The sequence below is a fragment of the Thermotoga petrophila RKU-1 genome (assembly GCF_000016785.1).
GTDB lineage: Bacteria > Thermotogota > Thermotogae > Thermotogales > Thermotogaceae > Thermotoga > Thermotoga petrophila.
Genome location: NC_009486.1, coordinates 1623546 through 1639949, shown reverse-complemented (window position 1 = coordinate 1639949; position 16404 = coordinate 1623546). Strand labels below are relative to the sequence as shown.

The following is a 16404-nucleotide window of genomic DNA, read 5'->3' as shown; positions in this document are numbered from 1 at the left end:
ATCTCATTGCCTTCATCCTTATGACCAGGAGGGGAAGGAATGTTCATAACGTTCGAAGGAATAGACGGATCTGGGAAGAGCACACAGATCAAGCTTCTGGCTCGATACCTGGAGAAGAGAGGAAAGAGAGTGATCCTGAAGAGGGAGCCGGGCGGAACGGAAACGGGGGAGAAGATCAGGAAGCTTCTTCTGAAGGAAGAAATGACTCCCAAAGCTGAGCTCTTCCTGTTTCTCGCTTCAAGAAACCTTCTTGTGATGGAAATAAAACGGTACCTTTCCGAAGGATACGTCGTTCTTCTCGACAGATACACAGACTCCAGTGTTGCATACCAGGGTTTTGGAAGAAATCTGGGAAAAGAAATCGTGGAGAAGCTGAACGACTTTGCCACGGATAGTCTGGTTCCTGACCTGACCTTCTACATAGACGTGGACGTCGAAACGGCCCTCAATAGAAAAGGAGAACTCAATCGCTTTGAAAAAAGAGAGTTCCTCGAACGTGTGAGGGAAGGCTACCTTGTGCTTGCCAAAGAGCATCCCGAAAGAATCGTGGTGCTGGATGGAAAACGCTCCATAGAGGAAATCCACAGAGACGTGGTGAGGGAAGTTGAAAGAAGGTGGAAACTCGATGTTTAGGATAACCGTCGTGGAACTGAAGAGGATTTTGAAGAAAAGATCTTCACTGATGATGATCATCGCCTCACCCGTTCTGGTTGTGTTGATCTCTCTTCTCTTCATGCAGGGATACAACCTTCAAACGATGAAGCTCGGAATATACAACGAAGACAACAGTATTTGGTCTTCCCTTGTCATGAGATTCGTTGGAACCATCCTGAGGCAGGAAAACATAGTGAAAGTCGATCAAAACTACGAGGAACTTCTGAAGGAAGGAAAGCTGAACGCGGTCATAGTGATTCCAAAGGGCTTCGCGGCAAAACTGTATTCCAAACAGCCAACCCAGATGATCTTCATCCCGAGTCCAATCGATCTTCACCTCTCCGCTGCGATATACAACGTTCTCGATTCCGTTCTGGCAGATTTCCAGGGGAGTGCTTTCTTTGATCCCAAGGTGCTCCGGTACATATTCACGGAGTCCGATTATCCTGTGCCCAGATTGACATTGAAAAATTCAGAACTCAGGTTTTCCGATCTCATCTCTCCGTTCGTTGTCTTTTTCACGGCGATTTTGATAACCGTATCACTGGCGAGTGTTTCCACCTTCCTCGACAGAGAGAAGAACCTGCACGAGATGTTCCTCGTGTACAACCTTCCGGCATGGAAATACGCCTGTGGAAAGATTCTTGCCTACACCTTTATCGGAGCCTCCGTTTCTTTCATAGCCTACACCCTGACGGCGATATTGATTGGAGACAGTCTGGGTTTCTTCGTTACATCTGTACTCATTCTTCTCAATGCTCTTCTTCACACGTCTGTGGGTTTTCTGGTTTCTTCCATTTCTCCCGACAAGAGTCTTGCAAACATACTGGGTGTTTCTGTGATAGGAATATCCCTGTTCTCAAGCGGGTTCGCCATTCCAATAAGCAATTTGCCAGATATCCTTCGAAGAATCGCTATGTCAACTCCAGTGTTCAGAACCATGTACGCCCTCAGGGTGTATCAACTGGAACACACCGTCGATAATCGCTCGATTTTTGTTGTTTTGCTCTGGACAACCGTTTTGTTTTCTATTTCCGTTCTATCGGGAAAGTTCGTTATCAGGAGGGGTTGACTTTGAGGATTCTTGTGATCTCGGATACACACGGTTCACTGTCGCACACAGAGAAGGCTTTGGAGAGTGCGGGAAGTTTCGATGAAATCTGGCATCTTGGTGATGTTCTCTACCACGGTCCCAGGAATCCTCTTCCCGAGGGGTACAGTCCAAAGGAACTCGCATCACTCTTGAAAAGACACCGCGTGAAATACATACGCGGAAACTGTGATGCGGATGTGGACGTGAGGGTTCTGGAAGTTCCGGAGATGCCCAGAATCGGAATGGAATTCCTGGGAGATGTGAAGATGCTCCTTGTTCATGGTGATCAGTTCGAATACGGAGGAGGAGATCCTGTGAGCCTGGCACAGGTACATAGATGCAACGTGGTTCTTTTCGGTCACACTCATATCCCAATGGCAGAAAGATGTGGAGGGGTGTTACTTTTGAATCCGGGATCGGTTTCTCTTCCAAAATCTGAGACTGGTCCGACCTTTGGTATCATCGATACGGATGAGGAAAAATTCTACCTCTGTTCGCTGGAGGGTAAGGTTTTGAAAGAGGTGATACTCATTGAACGAGAGTGAGAGAAAGATCGTGGAGGAGTTTCAGAAAAAAACAGGAATCAACTTCAAGAACGAAGAACTTCTCTTTCGGGCTCTATGCCACAGTTCTTACGCGAACGAGCAGAATCAAGCGGGGAGGAAAGACGTGGAATCGAACGAAAAGCTGGAGTTTCTGGGGGACGCCGTTCTGGAGCTCTTCGTGTGTGAAATACTCTACAAGAAATATCCGGAAGCGGAAGTGGGAGACCTGGCCCGAGCGAAATCCGCCGCGGCGAGTGAGGAAGTGCTCGCTATGGTTTCCAGGGAGCTGAACCTTGGTAAATTTCTGTTTCTCGGAAAAGGAGAGGAAAAAACCGGAGGACGTGATAGAGATTCCATACTTGCCGACGCGTTTGAAGCGCTTCTGGCCGCCATATACCTCGATCAAGGCTATCATAAGATAAAGGAGCTCTTTGAAGAGGAATTTGAGCTCTACATAGAAAAGATCATGAGGGGTGAAATGCTCTTCGACTACAAAACGGCTCTCCAGGAAATAGTCCAGAGCGAACACAAAGTGCCTCCGGAATACGTACTGGTGAGAACGGAAAAAAACGACGGTGACAGGATTTTCGTTGTGGAAGTGAGAGTAGATGGAAAGTCTATCGCCATGGGCAGAGGCAGAACCAAGAAGGAAGCCGAAAAGGAGGCCGCAAGAATCGCCTACGAAAAGCTTTTGAAGGAGAGATCATGAAGATAATACCTGTTTTTCTGCCGTACGCGGGTTGTAAGAGAAGGTGCGTCTTCTGCGATCAGATAAAAGCCACGGGACAGACGAAAGTCCCATCTCTTGATGATATCGCACGAATTATAGAAGAGTACTCCAGAACGTCGAATGAATACGAACTGGGATTCTACGGAGGAACGTTCACTGGTCTCTCAGAAGAACAGATGGAAGAGTATCTGAGATTTGTGAAGGGATTTCCCGTGGTGAAGTCGATCAGAGTCTCAACGCGTCCGGACGAGATAAACGAAAGAAAACTGAAGATTCTGAAAAAATACGGTGTGAACGTGATCGAAGTAGGAGTTCAGTCTTTCTTGGATGAAGTGCTTGAGAAATCGAAGAGAGGGTACACCTCCAAAGAAGCTGAGAGAGCTTGCAAACTCATCAAAAAGAACGGATTTGTCCTCAGTGTTCATCTGATGGTAGGGCTTCCAGGAAGTGATCGAAGGGGAGAAATTCTGTCCGCGCTGAGAACCGTGGAATGTGGAGCAGATATGGTGCGAATACACCCAACACTCGTTTTTGAAGGAACAGAACTCCACAGAATGATGAAAGAGAAGGGATACACACCTTTGGACGTCGAAGAAGCAGTAGATATCTGCTCTGATCTCGTCTGCATCCTTGAGGGCTGGGGAACAAAAGTGATCAGAATAGGATATCATGTTCCTGTTGAGTTGAGAAAGTACGTGGTCGCAGGTCCTTTCGATCCATCTCTCGGTGACAGAGTGAGAAAGAAAACGATGAAGAAGGTGATTGAAAAGTTGAAACCATCGAGAATCGTCGTCCCGGAGAATTACATCGCCTGGTTCAAAGGTACAGAAGTAGAGGTGGAAGATGAATTCAGGTTCGGTGATCTTTCTTACACGGAGGCTCTCTTTTTCATCGGAAAAGAGGTGGTCGAAAAGTGGCTGAACGGTTGACTCTTGTTCTTGTCCTTATAGGACTCTTAGGAGTTCTGATCAACAGGGATCTGATAAAGAAAATCATCTCGCTCGATATCATGGGAACGGGTGTTGTCAGCTTCTTTGTCCTCATCTCCAGAAGGCAGGGAGAAGCCGTTCCGATACCGTTTCAGCAGAACTCAGCCGACCCTGTCCCACAGGCTCTGATCATCACCTCGATAGTGATAGGATTCGCCACTGTGGCGCTTCTTGTCACCATTGCCAGTGTGATCGCTTCCAAGTACTCTTCGGTCTCTTCCGACAGACTCGACAGAGAAGGGGGAAAGAAAGAGTGATCTTTCTCGTTTACAATTTCCTCATCATATCGCTCGGGATCATCTTTCTTTTCTTAAAGATGAAAACTCCCGGGTGGATAGTGTTGGTGAATTTTCTTTTCATAGTCACGATGGTGATTTTTGGATATCGTTTCGATCTTGTTTTGACAGGAAACTTCGGTGTCCACCTTCTGTTAGATCAGACATCATATTTCTTTCTCATCCTCACGGCCGTTGTTTTTCTAGCAGTCTTCACAAAGAACATGAGCTACAGCCTCTCGAATCTCATGCTGATACTCCTTGGAACGCTGAACTTAGCGTTCGTGAGTTACGATCTTTTCAACATATACGTCACGGTTGAGGTGGTATCCCTCATCACTTTCCTTCTCGTCGTGGAGGGAAAAAAGAAGATTCAGTACTGGTCCGCCTTCAAGTATCTGATATTGGGTACCGTGGGTATGAATTTGTACCTGATAGGAATCGGTGTTTTATACGCGGAAAACGGTACACTCTCGATCTCAGACATTTCAAAGGTGAACTCATTTGCCTCCACTCTCGTCGCGACCGGTCTTCTCCTGAGAGCTGGTGTGTTTCTTTTCAGTATGTGGCTCCCTCAGGTTCATTCAGAGGCAGAAACACCCGTTTCAGCGGTTCTATCCGGTGTTGTTGTGAAGAGTGCTGTATACGCACTTGTTCGGTTGGAACACGTGGTGAACTGGGATGTGGTGAAGATCTTTGCCATCTTTTCGGCGCTCTCGGGTGTTCTGTTCGCCTTTCTTTCGAAGGATTACAAGAGAATTCTTGCCTACAGTACTCTTTCACAGATAGGGATAGTCCTCGTGTCACCGGCCACAGCTCCAGTTTACGCTCTCTCACATGGAATTTCCAAAGCCTGGCTTTTTCTTCTGAAAGATGATCTCCCGGAAAGAGATGTAACTAAGTGGAAAAAACTCGATTTCTGGACGTGGCTGTCTCTTTCGATGGCAAGTCTTTCGATCATGGGACTTCCAGGCCTTGCGGGTTTTTCGAAGAATCTGGTTCTCGAACAGCTTCATGGATGGGAGAAGATGCTGATGAAACTCGCCTTTGTTGGAACCGCCGCTTCCTTCTGGAAGTTCCTCTTGAAGCCTTTCGAATTCAAAAAGAAACTACCAGGGATGTATAATCCTGTTCTATTCGCCACTTCTCTGACGATAGGACTTTATTTTGCTAGCTGGGGAAAAGCTCTTGAAAGCTTCTTCTTAACAGGTGCGGGACTCCTGGTTTACTTTCTCTTCAAGAACGTGAGGATAGAAAAGTATCCGCTTGAAGACTTCGAGTCCATGCTCGGGGTCTATCTTTTGGGGGTGGTGGCTTGTCTTCTCTTGTCGCTGTGATAACAGGAACCGTTTTCTTCATAGTTTTGTCTCAGAAAGCGACTCTGACAACAATCGTACTTGGAGTCTTGATGAGTGTTGTCACGTACATCTTCACAAGGCCTGTACACTTTGAGAAGTTTCCCGTTCTTGTGTTGAAACTCTTCTACAACGTTCCAAAAGCGGTTTTTGAATCGATTCTGGTTTTGATTTTCCACAACGGGGCTAAAAGGGCTTACGAGGTTGCGGTGAAAGACGAGTGGGAAGAGCTCGAAAAAACACTCACCATCACACTCACTCCAAAAACACTGGTGATCGTCTCAGAAGAAGGTTACATGGTAGTCCATCAGGTGGGGGAGAGAAAAAAATGAGATGGTTTCTTGTTTCTCCGTTAATCTTGAGCGTTCTTCAGGTGCTCTTGGGGAAAAACCAATGGGAAAAACTCCTGGGGATTTCCTCGCTTTCGACGAAGGTTGGTGTTTTGATCTACGCTCTTTCGTATCTCGTTCCGGGACTGTCTCAGGCAAGGGACGTCGCGGTGTTCTATCTGCTCGCCGGCGGAAGCGGAATTATTCTGTTCTCTTACTTTCTGAGGAGGGACAGAGGATGATCTACATCGGTGTAGTTTTGATGTTCCTCGGCACTCTCCTTTCGCTTTTGAAAAAAGACTTCTTTCTGAAGATCCACCTCATAGGAATCTCAGACACGGTGGGTTCCCTTTTCATCGTACTCAACTTCTGGGAAGACGTTTCGAGAACGATTCTCATGGTGATACTCCTTCTCGTATGGGGACCTTTCGTTTCACACGTTATAGCACGTATGTACACGGAGGGATCATCTTGATAGAAAATCTGGTACTGATTCTGATGGTCTCTGTCTCTCTGTACACGATCTTCACTCCGATAAGACTGAACGCAGTCATTGGAAGAACGGCCTTGAGCGTTCTGGCGGTTCTTCTGTACACACTCTTTTCTTCTCCCGACGTGGCCATCGCGGAGGCCCTCCTTGGAGCGCTTCTCACCACCCTCGTTTATCTGATCGCTCTAAAGTCAAGGGATCGAGTGAAGATCGGATTCACAACTGTCAGGCTCCTGTTTGAGAAATTGGGAGAGGCGTTCATGGGTTTCGAATACGAACTTCTGAAGAGGTTCTGTGAGAAGTATGACTACAGATCAGAGTTCGTCGAGTTTTCCTCTCTGGAAGACCTTCTTGAGGCTTTGAACGATGGAAAGGTGGATGTTGCCTGTGGCGGGGTGTTCAGTGAGGACAAAAAAGGCTATCTGGAAACAAAGATCTTCTACCTTGAGGATGAAAGACTCGATCTGCTGAGGTACACGGAGAGGGTGTACAGAGGCGAGCAATTGAATCACGTTTTCCAAAAAGATGGGAGTTACCACATTCTTTTCGCGGACGAGGAGTTGAGAATGAGATTCAGAGAATTTCTCAGAACCGAAAAGGAGTTTGTAGAAGAATTGAAAAAGAAATACTTCGGGGAGGAGATCGGATGAGATGGGTGTGGATCACCATCTTCGTTGTTTTTTGTTTTGTTGTCCTGTTGAACGGAAGTTTTGAGAAAGTTCAGGTGAACTTTGAAAACCCAGTGGTTAAAAATCCCATCACCCAGATCTACCTTCTGAACAGGGTGTACGATACGGTCTTCGAGGTTCTTGTCTTCTCGCTCGCGGTGTTCGGAGTCTCCCTCCACATGGCCTACCTTCCCACTCCGGAGGAGATAAAAGGCATATCGGACGTCACGATCAGGATCTTTGCCAGATTCATAGCGTTCTTTCTCCTCGTGGGATCGCTGTACCTCGCGCTCGAAGGTCATGTGAGCCCGGGTGGTGGGTTCTCTGCTGGAGTCGCGGGCGGAACGGCGCTCGCTCTGATAGCCATGGTGGAAGATTTTGAAAACTTCGAGAGGAAGTTCGAGAGAACACGAGCCTACTTCCTGGAGAAGTTCATCATGATCGTTTTTCTTTTCCTCGTTGTTCTGATACTCCCGGGAAGAAACCTCATAGTTCCAGCGAACATGGTGGTGTACTTGAAAGTGATGCTGGGTAGCTGGATCATCGTGTACTACTTCATAAAACACAGGGGTCTACTCTGAGATCCCAAGGTCGTAGATAGTGTCCCCTATCGTCACGGAGAATACCTTCCCTTCCCGTGAAAAGTGAATTTTCTTTTTTGTTTCTATCAGATAGTTGTTCCCCTCTCCACTCAGACCGAAACGAACAATCTTGTACAGACCGTCCTTGAATATTACAAGGTAAGAGATCGTACCAGTTTTCTTATCGTAATCCGCGTTAAAACTCAACCTGTTCGATGTGACAGAAACAGAGGGAGACGCCGCGGCTTTCACCTCGTATTCGTGTCTCATAAAATCCACTGCGTAGAATTCGTCAGTCAGAAGATCGATGTCGTAAACGAGGCGGGCACGTGTCTTCATAGCGAGAGAAAGTGAAAAAAGACCTATCATCACAACCATGCAAATGCAGAACATGAGGGCCAACGTTTCAACGAGGGAGTAACCAGAAGAAAAATGCACCACGCACCCACCGTCGACTTCTCCGGACCGGGGCGTGCATGATCGGAAGGCTCCAACCGGGCTCCCCCACGGCACACGGAAACACCTGCTTATGGCTGCTCCCTCCCGGGCCTGACCAGGTTCACAGGGTTCCGTTGCGTGGGACCCGGTCTTCATCGCCCCCGAGTCACGCCGTTTCCCGACCCGAAGAGCCTCGGGTGGGAATTCGGCCCCGCGTACGGCGGATTTCGGGTACAGGGGACCGCCAGCCCCCCGCCTAGCGTGGTGCATCAGTATTCTACAACACTTTCCAGAAGGTTTCAAGTTCAGAAGAGGTTGTAGTGCTTTCTGACCGGCTCTAAAACCTTCCACCTGCACCTCAAACCTTTCGGAAAGGTGACGAGATCACCTTTCTCTATGACGTACTTTTTTCCATCCTCTGTTGTGACTTCCACCTTGCCTTCCAGTATGTAGCAGGTCTCGTTCGTATCGTAGTACCAATCGAACTCGCTGACCTCTTTTTCCCAGATGGGCCATTTCTCAACGCTGAGTTCCTTGAGTTTCTCGGGTGTGGGCTTTTCTATCTTCATTTCCACGCCTCTCACCTCCCGTTAGAAGTCTACCAGTTTTTATTGTTTTTTCATTGAACACTCATTGAAAATTTCTTTCAATTTCAACCCTGTTTCATTCGTTCGAATAGAGTTTGAAGCGTAGGAGGCGGTACCGTGAGAAGATGGGGATTGGGGGTTTTCATTGTTTTTCTTTTCGTTCTTTCTTTTTCCACGACGATCTATAAATACAACAAAGAACTCGGGAGGTGGGAAAAAGAAATCAAGGAAGATGTGTTTGTCCTCCCACCTGCTCAGAGACAAACCACAGGGAGCGTTGTTGAAATGAACTCCTATCGTGGGAAGGGTCAATGGTACTACTACATGGAATACGAGCTGGGAGATGGGGAGAAACTTTTCAGCTTCTGGGCAGGTCAGGACACGGTGGTGGGAACCGTCACCGTCTGGAACGATTCAGAATATCTCTACGTCAGAGTGGATATCAGCGATGAGTGGAATCTGGAAGAAACACACCTCAACGTTCTCTCCGAAGAGCCCGAGGGGAATCAGGCGCCGGGTCAGTTTCCGTTCAAGGAAGAGTTTGACTCACCCGTGAACATCTACATCTTTAAGGTTCCTCTCTCCTTTCTTTTCCAAAACAGTTTCACCGGGTTGAAAAGGCTGAACAACAAATACTACATTCTTCTTCATGGAGTTGTGAGTAGCAGCAGTGGAAGAGAAGAAACCGCATGGGGAGGAAGGCTTTCGCGGTGCGTGAAGATCCACCTGAGCGGTACAAAGGTCACCTGGTTTGTGAAGAAACCGGGTGTGTACGTTGTGAAGGTGCTCGAAGTTGAAGCGAACACGCATCTTTCGATCTACGTGAATCTTCCCGATCCCTCAAATGAGTCAACCGATGTGGATTTGAAAGTGGCCTATGGTGACGAGATTCCCACAGAGTGGTTCGACGACCTCAGTTTTCTGGAAGACAGCTTTTCTCTGTGGCAAAAAATCAACGTTCCAAAGAGTCTGTCAGCGGACACCTACACCAGCACGGGCGTTATAACCTTCACCATCAGCAATTCTAAACTGTACATCGATACCTCACCAGAAAGGTGAGTAGAAGGAGGGGATTTTTATGAGAAAGTTACTCTGGTTAGTTTTGATGGGAGTTTTGTTCACATTTGCACTGGCACAGTCAATACTTGAAGTCTGGCAGTACGTGGATGGTGAGTACATCAGTCTACCAGCAACAAACGACCTGGCAAGGGCGTTCAGCGCGTTCCCAACCGATGGGTCCTGTAACAAACCTGAATGGCAGATTCAATTTACAACAGAAGTTCAAGTCGCCCAGTGGCTCGAATGGAGTTTGAGCGCGACGAAGTGGACATGGTTTGTGAGAAAACCCGGGGATTACTACGCGAACTCTGTTACAGGAACAGTAGCAAGCAACGGTGATGTTCTTGTGAGCTTCAGTGGCTTCGACGATCCAACCTACACAGGAACAAGCAGTGTCAATCCAGAAATCGAAGCGTATTACGCAGTGATGACAACAGGAGGTATGCCAGATCAGGATAGCTGGGTGAGGGCACCAAATGTCAACGATCTTTCCTACACACTGGTCGATAGCGAGGACCTCCACAATGGATTGACTTTCTACCTCTGGAACAGAATCAATGTGGTTGAATGCAACAGCGCGTCCACCTACAGAGACACCGGGTACATCTACCTGACACTCCAGAATCAAAAGCCGTGGATCGACGAGGAAGGAAACTATGTGGAAGATCTTGAAAATTACGTGACCAATGAAAGATAGGAAAGACAATGATAAGTAATGAACTCTATCGAGGATAATTGAGGAGGGGATTGGTATGAGAAGACTTTTGTTGATTATGCTGGCTTTGGTAGTGAGTTCCATGTTCTTCGCTGAATTCGTAGACGTTTACGCTTATAATGGAGATCCAGATAACGCAAGGGTATTCATAGACATGCCAGAGAGCGGTAACTGTAACAAGCGTCAGTGGGAAATTCCTGTGACCCTCGAGGTTCAGGTTGCCCAGTGGGTGAAGTGGAGTCTTACAGGAACAAAATGGACCTGGTTCGTGAGAAAACCTGGAACGTACGTTGCCAACTGTATCTCAGCCACACTTCAAAGCAACAGCGATCTTGAGATCACCTTCAGCGGGTTTGATCACCTGAAGTACGCAACGGGAACGAGCATCGATGATACGATCGAAGTAGACTACGCGTTTGGGCCACAACTTCCAATACCAGAAAATATCTGGACACCAGCACCTGAACTGAATGATGTCAGTCTTCTGGTACCTGACAGCCAAATCCTTCACAATGGTGTGACTTACAAACTCTGGAACAGGATACACGTTGAAAGATGCAACAGTGCATCCACCTACAGAGATTCTGGAATAATAATACTCACCCTCAAGAACCAGAAACCTTGGATAGACGACGAAGGAGACTACGTGGAAGATCTCGAAGAATACGTGAACAGCCAGAGATAAATCTTTTGAAAAAGGAAGGCGAGGGGCTTCTTCCCTCGCCTTTTATTTTTTTATGGGAGAGTGATGGGGATGAGAAGGATAAGTTTAATGGTTCTGATTCTGATGAGTGCTGTTTTTCTTGCGCAGGGTATTTCCATTCGAATGGATCCCATTGTGGTGAGTAAAACTGTGAACCCGGGAACGAGTTTCAGCTACGAGATCTTCTTGGAGAACGACAGCGAATTCGAATCCATCACTTTGAAGGCACTGGTTATGGATGTAGTCGAAACAGTGGAAGGAGCGTACGATCTGAAACAGCCGGGAAGCACAAAATATTCGATCGCAAGGTGGGTGAGGGTGGAACCCGATACGATCACCGTTCCCCCCAAGGAAACCAAAACGGTCATCGTCACGGTGAACGTTCCAAGGGGTGTTTCTGGAGGACTCTACGGCGCCGTTACCTTTGAAATCCAGACACCTCAATCACAAGAGACACAAAGGCCCACCGAAGAGGGAGCCTACGGTGAGATCGAATTCAAATACAGGATGGCGAGTTTTTTAGAAATCGTTGTCTCCGGAACGAGAAAGAGGATAGAGGCATTCCCCGCCTATTTCAAAGTGGAAAGGTCCGATGATATACCTTCCATAAGGATACAGATAGGAGACGGAGCACTGGTATTCACTCTTGGAGTTTTGAACAAGAGCAATGTTCACATAATCACGAAAGGTACACTCACGATAAAAACAAAAGAAGGTCGAACAATAGCGAAGATGCCACTTGGTGCGGGAAGAGGAGTTGTTCTCCCCGACAGCACGGTCAACATGAGAACGATCACAAGAAGATTCTTTCCTCCCGGAGAATACATCGCGAGGGCCGTTGTCGATTACGGTGGAAGGAGACCGATCGTGGCAGAGACCACGTTCACAGTGAGTTCAGAAAAAGTGGAAACCGAAGAAGAGAAGAAGGAAGCAAATCCTGTGATGATCACAATTGATCCAGTAGACATCGAAATTAAGGCACTTCCAGGATCATACCGATCATCGATAGTGAAAGTATCGAACCTGGGAGAAGAGACCCTTCAGGTGGAAGGAAAGATTCTACCCCTGGTTTACGACATCTACGGGGAGATCCTTCCGGAAGAAGAAAGGGGTACTCCTCCCGACTGGATCAACCTCACTCCGTCTTCTTTCAGTTTGAGACCTGGACAGTCCAGAAACGTGCGTGTCGCCGTGAGAGTTCCAGAAAATTTCACGGGGGGTTATTATGCGGATGTGATCTTTAAAACAGAAGGGGGTTTAAAGACGGAAGTAGGAGCGAATCTTCTTGTGTTTGTCGGAAAGGATGAAGACATCACAATAGAAGCGAGCGCCGATCTGGTTTACACCGTGAAAGAAGATGGTGTTTATGCGGACATCATTTTTGAGAACACAGGAAACTATCATCTTCTGCCAAAGATCACTTTCGGTTTGAACAGGATCACGCCTCAGCAGGTAACGGACGAAGGTCTCATAATACCAGAGAAAGTGGAAAGTCTCATTCAGGAAGAGATTTCGTCAACGAATCCTGTTCTTCCAGGAACGAAGAGGATCTTCAGCATTTTCATACCCATTGTGCTGGAAGAGAGTCAGTACGAACTGCTTGCAAGGTGCGACTACGGTAAGACACCGATCGTTTTGAGAAAGTCTTTCCAGATGGAAGGGAGGAATGGGGAATGAGAAAACTCAGTTTCGTTTTATTCGTATTGATAGCGGTGGTGGTGATAACGCAGGAGGAACCTCTTGTGAGCAACATATTCCAGGATACATACATTCTGGATGCCCTCTCAGACATCTCCGCACAGACAGGAATTCCAATCATAGCGGACACTACTGTGACTGGCTTCATCACTATGGAGCTCAACGAAGTACCCTTAGAGCAGGCACTGAAGATGATCCTCATGCCTGGAGGGTATGTTTTCAAAAAGATGGACGGGTTTTACTTCGTGGGATCACCAGATCCAGCGAATCCCGCCTTCAGATACCTTGCAGTTACAGGGACCTACAAGTTGAAATACATAACCACAGCCGATGCCCAGGAACTCTTGCCAGCAGTTTACAGGAATTACGTCAGGTTCAACGAGAAGAACAACATGATAACCATCACAGCACCTGAAGAGATCATACGGGAATTCGAGGAAGATCTCAAAAAGATAGACATCCCGATACCACAGGTGAAGATCAGTGTGATCGTCACAGAAATTTCCAGAGATTATTCGAATGAACTGGGATTGAACAGTTTAGATTATTCCTTCGGTTCCGGGCAGGAATTCAACGAGAACTGGACGGCTACTCTCGGTTTGGTAACAGGAATCCTCAATGTTCAGACAGACGTTTTTGGCCAAATTCTGGCAAAATTAAAACTCCTCGAGGAAGATCAGAAAGCGAAGATCACAGCCGATCCCTGGATCATCGTGAAGAGTGGAGAAAAGGCCTCTCTTTTCTTAGGGGAAAGACAGGTTGTTCTCCTCGAGGCCGAAGGAGCGGTGAGCAGAATCGAGTCCATAGACGTTGGAGTGAGCATCGAGATTCAACCGCGTGTGATGGACAAAGAAGAACTCGAGCTTACACTCTCACCAAAAGTCAGTCACTTCGCAGGAGAGAAACTCGGAACATTCGCTGTAAAACAGAACGAACTCTCTACAACACTTTTCCTGAAAAATGGTCAGACCGTTGTGATCTCCGGTGCCACCATCGAAGACAGCGCCCAGACCGGCTCCGGTGTGCCCATATTGAACAAGATCCCACTCATACGATACCTCTTCGGTGGTACAACGAAAAAAGATTCCCAAAAAGAACTCTACATATTCATCAAGGCGGAAATCCAGGGAAGTGAGTGATCATGAAATGGTCGCTGATGATCTTTCTGATTCTCGCTTTTGCAACAGTGTTCTCGGAGCCCATGATCATGTATCAGTTTGTAATGGCAGAAGTGAAAGAGAGCACCGGAATTAGAGTTTCTCTGGAGGAGCTCTATCTCAGTACCGATGAGTCCAACGAGGGTTCGATACACTATTCGAATGATACGATAGAACTGAAGCTTTTTCCATTCTCCATAAAAGTGAAATTTCCCGTGATACGCGATTCTTATAGAATTCTTTCAAAACCCTGGATCCTGACCGTTCTCGGAAAATCGGCCGTCCTACGTGTAGGAAGGGAGGAGATCCTCACAGTAACACAGGGAATGACAACGGTGCAAGAGATGTACCTTTCGATAACACCACAACAGCTGGATAAACAAAGTGTTCTATCTGATATCGAAATGAGACTGGACAGCGCACATCTTCGAACAAAGATATGGATCTCTCAAGAGGACTTTCAACCGATTGCTTATTCCAAATTCGAAACGGATGAGAAAGAACACAGAATGGTCGTTTTCTGCAGGGCTCTTGTTGTAGAAAAACCACCTGAAGAAAAAGTTTTCGTTGCGGGAAACATTTCTGGGCTTGAGGAGTTCATGGGTAAAGAAGAAAAGTCTGAAGAGAGTTTCATACTGATTTCCTCTTACCCAGAAGCTAAAATAAGTCTCTGGTTGAACAAAAGTATCCACTTTTCCGCTTCTTTTCCCGATGGACTTCTCGTAGAAACGAAACTGTTTGGAGAAGAATTGAAACTCGGGGCTATCTACTGGCGGTTCAGATATTTGGGAGCTGGATTTTCAGATCGTACCAGTGTGGGAAACCTTTCTCTCTCAGCTGGTGTGTACGTGCTCTTCGATCTCACAAAATTCTCCGGAATACTCTGGTGGGGTAGGGGGGATCTGAAGTTCGACAGATTTTCCGCAAGCCTTTCTTTCAAAAGTCACTGGACACTCGAAAAAATGTCGTGGGAGACGTCACTAAGTGCAGGGTATGATCTCAGCAAGAGTATAACTGTTCTTCTGGGAGTAGTGTATGACTCTACGAATTACAGAATTTTCATCGGAGTGAGATACTCGTTCTGATCCTTCTCTATCCCCATTTCTCCCGATACATTCGTTAAGTACATTTCTTTGAGCGTCGCTGTTTCACATGCGAGGTGGCGGCGCTATTTTTTAATCTGCATTTTCAGGAAATTTCGTACTGGCCTTTCTTCAGCCCTATTTTCTCAAGTGTGTTTACCACGCGTTTTTCCATTGTTGGACGACGCTGTTCAGGACAGTGGAAGAGAATTCGGATAGTTTCACCTGAGAAGGTAATCACGTCACCTTTTCGAAGGTGAAACGCTACTTTTTGGGAGACATCTTCAGTGTTAATACTCTTATCTGTCAGTTTCACTTCAACTAGGACAAAGGATTTTTCTCTCCTTCGACTCTCCAGAAAGAGAAACTTCTCAAAGAGCTTTTCATCGACCACAATTGCTTTGTTGCCATTCAGCATGAATTCTGAGCTCCTTTTGGAGAGAAAATCATCGAATTTCAATCGAGGTTTTATCCCTATCTCCATAAGATGACTTGAGAGTCTGTCGTATACGCGTTTTGCCCTTGTGATCTCGCCCTTTTTCAGAAGAACCTCTATTGTTCTGTAGTACATGTCCTCATCGTAAGGTTCCCTCTGAAAATAAACGTTCACCATCTCGAGAGCAGCGTTGTAATCTTTTTTCGACAAGTACAACTCGAAGAGTTCTTTCAGAACATCCGAGTACCACGATTCGTAGATTTCTCTGATTTCCTGAATCCATTCTGCGAAAATGTCTTCGATCAGAAAGGGACCTGTGTAGATCTCGAACATCTTCTTAAGGAGTTTTTCACGTTCAGTATCTGACGTGGTTTTCATCAGACTTTTGTGGCATTCTTCGAAAACATCCACGTCTATGGTGATTTCGTTTCCCGGGAAGAAACAGCAGAGGTCTCCCTTCACAAAGAGCTGTTCGCTCGTTATTCCGGTGGTTTTCCTTATGATATGGAGTGTGGTGTTCAGGTTGGATTTCGCGAATGTGTCGTCCATGCCTTCCCAAAAGAGGTTGTAGATCTCTTCAACGGACACTTCCTCATTTCCTCTGAAAACGAGATACCTGAACAGCGCAAATGCTTTCTGCGATGGCCAGTCTCTTGCGTTTACAAAATCACCATCCTTGATAACTCTTGTTCCACCAAAGGTTTTCACAAAAATACTCATAATCCCCTCTCCCCATTTATTTAAAATAATTCGAAACTTTTTAGTGTTATTTTACTGTCATTATATCACAGATCTTCATAGTTTAAAAAAGCAAAAAGGG

General features: G+C 46.6%; 21 protein-coding genes and 1 other RNA gene. 18 read left to right on the top strand and 4 right to left on the bottom strand.

All coding sequences use genetic code 11. The annotated features are described in order from the left end of the window. The first annotated feature begins 39 nt into the window (after positions 1-39). The 12 genes from tmk to TPET_RS08345 are packed head-to-tail and all read left to right on the top strand — an operon-like array spanning position 40 to position 7709. The gene (gene tmk / locus TPET_RS08400) at positions 40-633 is read left to right on the top strand and encodes a dTMP kinase (RefSeq protein WP_011944059.1); all 594 of its coding nucleotides are present in this window, start codon (positions 40-42) and stop codon (positions 631-633) included. Beyond that, positions 626-1726, top strand: coding sequence for an ABC transporter permease (locus TPET_RS08395; protein WP_011944058.1), 1101 nt, complete (start codon positions 626-628; stop codon positions 1724-1726). Before tmk ends, TPET_RS08395 begins: the two co-directional genes overlap by 8 nt. Before the next feature lie 2 nt (positions 1727-1728). Further along, entirely contained in the window at positions 1729-2292 is a 564-nt protein-coding gene (gene yfcE / locus TPET_RS08390) for a phosphodiesterase (RefSeq protein ID WP_011944057.1), read from the top strand. Beyond that, on the top strand, positions 2279-3001 hold the full coding sequence (gene rnc / locus TPET_RS08385; RefSeq protein WP_011944056.1) for a ribonuclease III: 723 nt from the start codon (positions 2279-2281) through the stop codon (positions 2999-3001). The genes yfcE and rnc overlap by 14 nt, the downstream gene beginning before the upstream one ends. Further along, entirely contained in the window at positions 2998-3951 is a 954-nt protein-coding gene (locus tag TPET_RS08380; protein ID WP_011944055.1) for an elongator complex protein 3, read from the top strand. The genes rnc and TPET_RS08380 overlap by 4 nt, the downstream gene beginning before the upstream one ends. Further along, on the top strand, positions 3936-4268 hold the full coding sequence (locus tag TPET_RS08375) for a sodium:proton antiporter (protein WP_011944054.1): 333 nt from the start codon (positions 3936-3938) through the stop codon (positions 4266-4268). The genes TPET_RS08380 and TPET_RS08375 overlap by 16 nt, the downstream gene beginning before the upstream one ends. Then, positions 4265-5623: a cation:proton antiporter gene (locus TPET_RS08370; protein ID WP_011944053.1), complete on the top strand. Its 1359-nt coding sequence runs from the start codon at positions 4265-4267 to the stop codon at positions 5621-5623. Before TPET_RS08375 ends, TPET_RS08370 begins: the two co-directional genes overlap by 4 nt. After that, positions 5602-5973, top strand: coding sequence for a Na+/H+ antiporter subunit E (locus tag TPET_RS08365; protein ID WP_011944052.1), 372 nt, complete (start codon positions 5602-5604; stop codon positions 5971-5973). The genes TPET_RS08370 and TPET_RS08365 overlap by 22 nt, the downstream gene beginning before the upstream one ends. After that, positions 5970-6212, top strand: coding sequence for a hypothetical protein (locus TPET_RS08360; RefSeq protein WP_011944051.1), 243 nt, complete (start codon positions 5970-5972; stop codon positions 6210-6212). The genes TPET_RS08365 and TPET_RS08360 overlap by 4 nt, the downstream gene beginning before the upstream one ends. Beyond that, on the top strand, positions 6209-6445 hold the full coding sequence (locus TPET_RS08355; protein ID WP_011944050.1) for a monovalent cation/H(+) antiporter subunit G: 237 nt from the start codon (positions 6209-6211) through the stop codon (positions 6443-6445). The genes TPET_RS08360 and TPET_RS08355 overlap by 4 nt, the downstream gene beginning before the upstream one ends. Continuing rightward, positions 6442-7110 carry a Na(+)/H(+) antiporter subunit B gene (locus TPET_RS08350; protein WP_011944049.1) on the top strand — a complete coding sequence of 223 codons (669 nt, stop codon included), beginning with the start codon at positions 6442-6444 and terminating at the stop codon, positions 7108-7110. Before TPET_RS08355 ends, TPET_RS08350 begins: the two co-directional genes overlap by 4 nt. Continuing rightward, positions 7107-7709, top strand: coding sequence for a Na(+)/H(+) antiporter subunit B (locus TPET_RS08345; protein ID WP_011944048.1), 603 nt, complete (start codon positions 7107-7109; stop codon positions 7707-7709). Before TPET_RS08350 ends, TPET_RS08345 begins: the two co-directional genes overlap by 4 nt. Here the strand turns inward: TPET_RS08345 and TPET_RS08340 are convergent. The 3 genes from TPET_RS08340 to TPET_RS08335 all read right to left on the bottom strand — a co-directional run bounded on the left by TPET_RS08340 (position 7701) and on the right by TPET_RS08335 (position 8722). Next, positions 7701-8147 carry a hypothetical protein gene (locus tag TPET_RS08340; protein WP_238374298.1) on the bottom strand — a complete coding sequence of 149 codons (447 nt, stop codon included), beginning with the start codon at positions 8145-8147 and terminating at the stop codon, positions 7701-7703. The genes TPET_RS08345 and TPET_RS08340 overlap by 9 nt on opposite strands. Continuing rightward, an RNA gene (gene ffs / locus TPET_RS09360) (signal recognition particle sRNA large type) lies at positions 8147-8412 on the bottom strand. The genes TPET_RS08340 and ffs overlap by 1 nt, the downstream gene beginning before the upstream one ends. 40 nt (positions 8413-8452) lie before the next feature. Beyond that, a complete protein-coding gene (locus tag TPET_RS08335) occupies positions 8453-8722 on the bottom strand; it encodes a cupin domain-containing protein (RefSeq protein WP_048810890.1) in 270 nt (89 codons plus the stop codon). 129 nt (positions 8723-8851) lie between these two features. Between TPET_RS08335 and TPET_RS08330 the strand changes: the two genes are divergently transcribed. The 6 genes from TPET_RS08330 to TPET_RS08305 all read left to right on the top strand — a co-directional run bounded on the left by TPET_RS08330 (position 8852) and on the right by TPET_RS08305 (position 15151). Beyond that, a complete protein-coding gene (locus TPET_RS08330; protein ID WP_011944045.1) occupies positions 8852-9793 on the top strand; it encodes a hypothetical protein in 942 nt (313 codons plus the stop codon). Positions 9794-9812: 19 nt separating this feature from the next. Beyond that, positions 9813-10490 (top strand): hypothetical protein, encoded by a 678-nt coding sequence (locus TPET_RS08325; protein WP_011944044.1) that lies wholly within the window; start codon positions 9813-9815, stop codon positions 10488-10490. A 55-nt stretch (positions 10491-10545) separates the two neighbouring features. Continuing rightward, the gene (locus TPET_RS08320; protein WP_011944043.1) at positions 10546-11193 is read left to right on the top strand and encodes a hypothetical protein; all 648 of its coding nucleotides are present in this window, start codon (positions 10546-10548) and stop codon (positions 11191-11193) included. Positions 11194-11256: 63 nt separating this feature from the next. Continuing rightward, positions 11257-12888 carry a hypothetical protein gene (locus tag TPET_RS08315; RefSeq protein ID WP_011944042.1) on the top strand — a complete coding sequence of 544 codons (1632 nt, stop codon included), beginning with the start codon at positions 11257-11259 and terminating at the stop codon, positions 12886-12888. Then, positions 12885-14048 carry a type II secretion system protein GspD gene (locus tag TPET_RS08310; protein ID WP_011944041.1) on the top strand — a complete coding sequence of 388 codons (1164 nt, stop codon included), beginning with the start codon at positions 12885-12887 and terminating at the stop codon, positions 14046-14048. The genes TPET_RS08315 and TPET_RS08310 overlap by 4 nt, the downstream gene beginning before the upstream one ends. 2 nt (positions 14049-14050) lie before the next feature. Then, positions 14051-15151 carry a hypothetical protein gene (locus TPET_RS08305; protein WP_011944040.1) on the top strand — a complete coding sequence of 367 codons (1101 nt, stop codon included), beginning with the start codon at positions 14051-14053 and terminating at the stop codon, positions 15149-15151. A gap of 103 nt (positions 15152-15254) precedes the next feature. Here the strand turns inward: TPET_RS08305 and TPET_RS08300 are convergent, their stop codons facing one another. After that, positions 15255-16304, bottom strand: coding sequence for an AfsR/SARP family transcriptional regulator (locus TPET_RS08300; protein WP_011944039.1), 1050 nt, complete (start codon positions 16302-16304; stop codon positions 15255-15257). Between the last annotated feature and the right edge of the window lie 100 nt (positions 16305-16404).

Coding starts and splice junctions, on each gene's coding strand:
- tmk (WP_011944059.1), top strand. CDS start 40: ATGTTCATAACGTTCGAAGGAATAGACGGATCTGGGAAGAGCACACAG.
- TPET_RS08395 (WP_011944058.1), top strand. CDS start 626: ATGTTTAGGATAACCGTCGTGGAACTGAAGAGGATTTTGAAGAAAAGA.
- TPET_RS08380 (WP_011944055.1), top strand. CDS start 2,998: ATGAAGATAATACCTGTTTTTCTGCCGTACGCGGGTTGTAAGAGAAGG.
- TPET_RS08360 (WP_011944051.1), top strand. CDS start 5,970: ATGAGATGGTTTCTTGTTTCTCCGTTAATCTTGAGCGTTCTTCAGGTG.
- TPET_RS08355 (WP_011944050.1), top strand. CDS start 6,209: ATGATCTACATCGGTGTAGTTTTGATGTTCCTCGGCACTCTCCTTTCG.
- TPET_RS08345 (WP_011944048.1), top strand. CDS start 7,107: ATGAGATGGGTGTGGATCACCATCTTCGTTGTTTTTTGTTTTGTTGTC.
- TPET_RS08325 (WP_011944044.1), top strand. CDS start 9,813: ATGAGAAAGTTACTCTGGTTAGTTTTGATGGGAGTTTTGTTCACATTT.
- TPET_RS08320 (WP_011944043.1), top strand. CDS start 10,546: ATGAGAAGACTTTTGTTGATTATGCTGGCTTTGGTAGTGAGTTCCATG.
- TPET_RS08315 (WP_011944042.1), top strand. CDS start 11,257: ATGGGGATGAGAAGGATAAGTTTAATGGTTCTGATTCTGATGAGTGCT.
- TPET_RS08310 (WP_011944041.1), top strand. CDS start 12,885: ATGAGAAAACTCAGTTTCGTTTTATTCGTATTGATAGCGGTGGTGGTG.
- TPET_RS08305 (WP_011944040.1), top strand. CDS start 14,051: ATGAAATGGTCGCTGATGATCTTTCTGATTCTCGCTTTTGCAACAGTG.
- TPET_RS08300 (WP_011944039.1), bottom strand. CDS start 16,304: ATGAGTATTTTTGTGAAAACCTTTGGTGGAACAAGAGTTATCAAGGAT.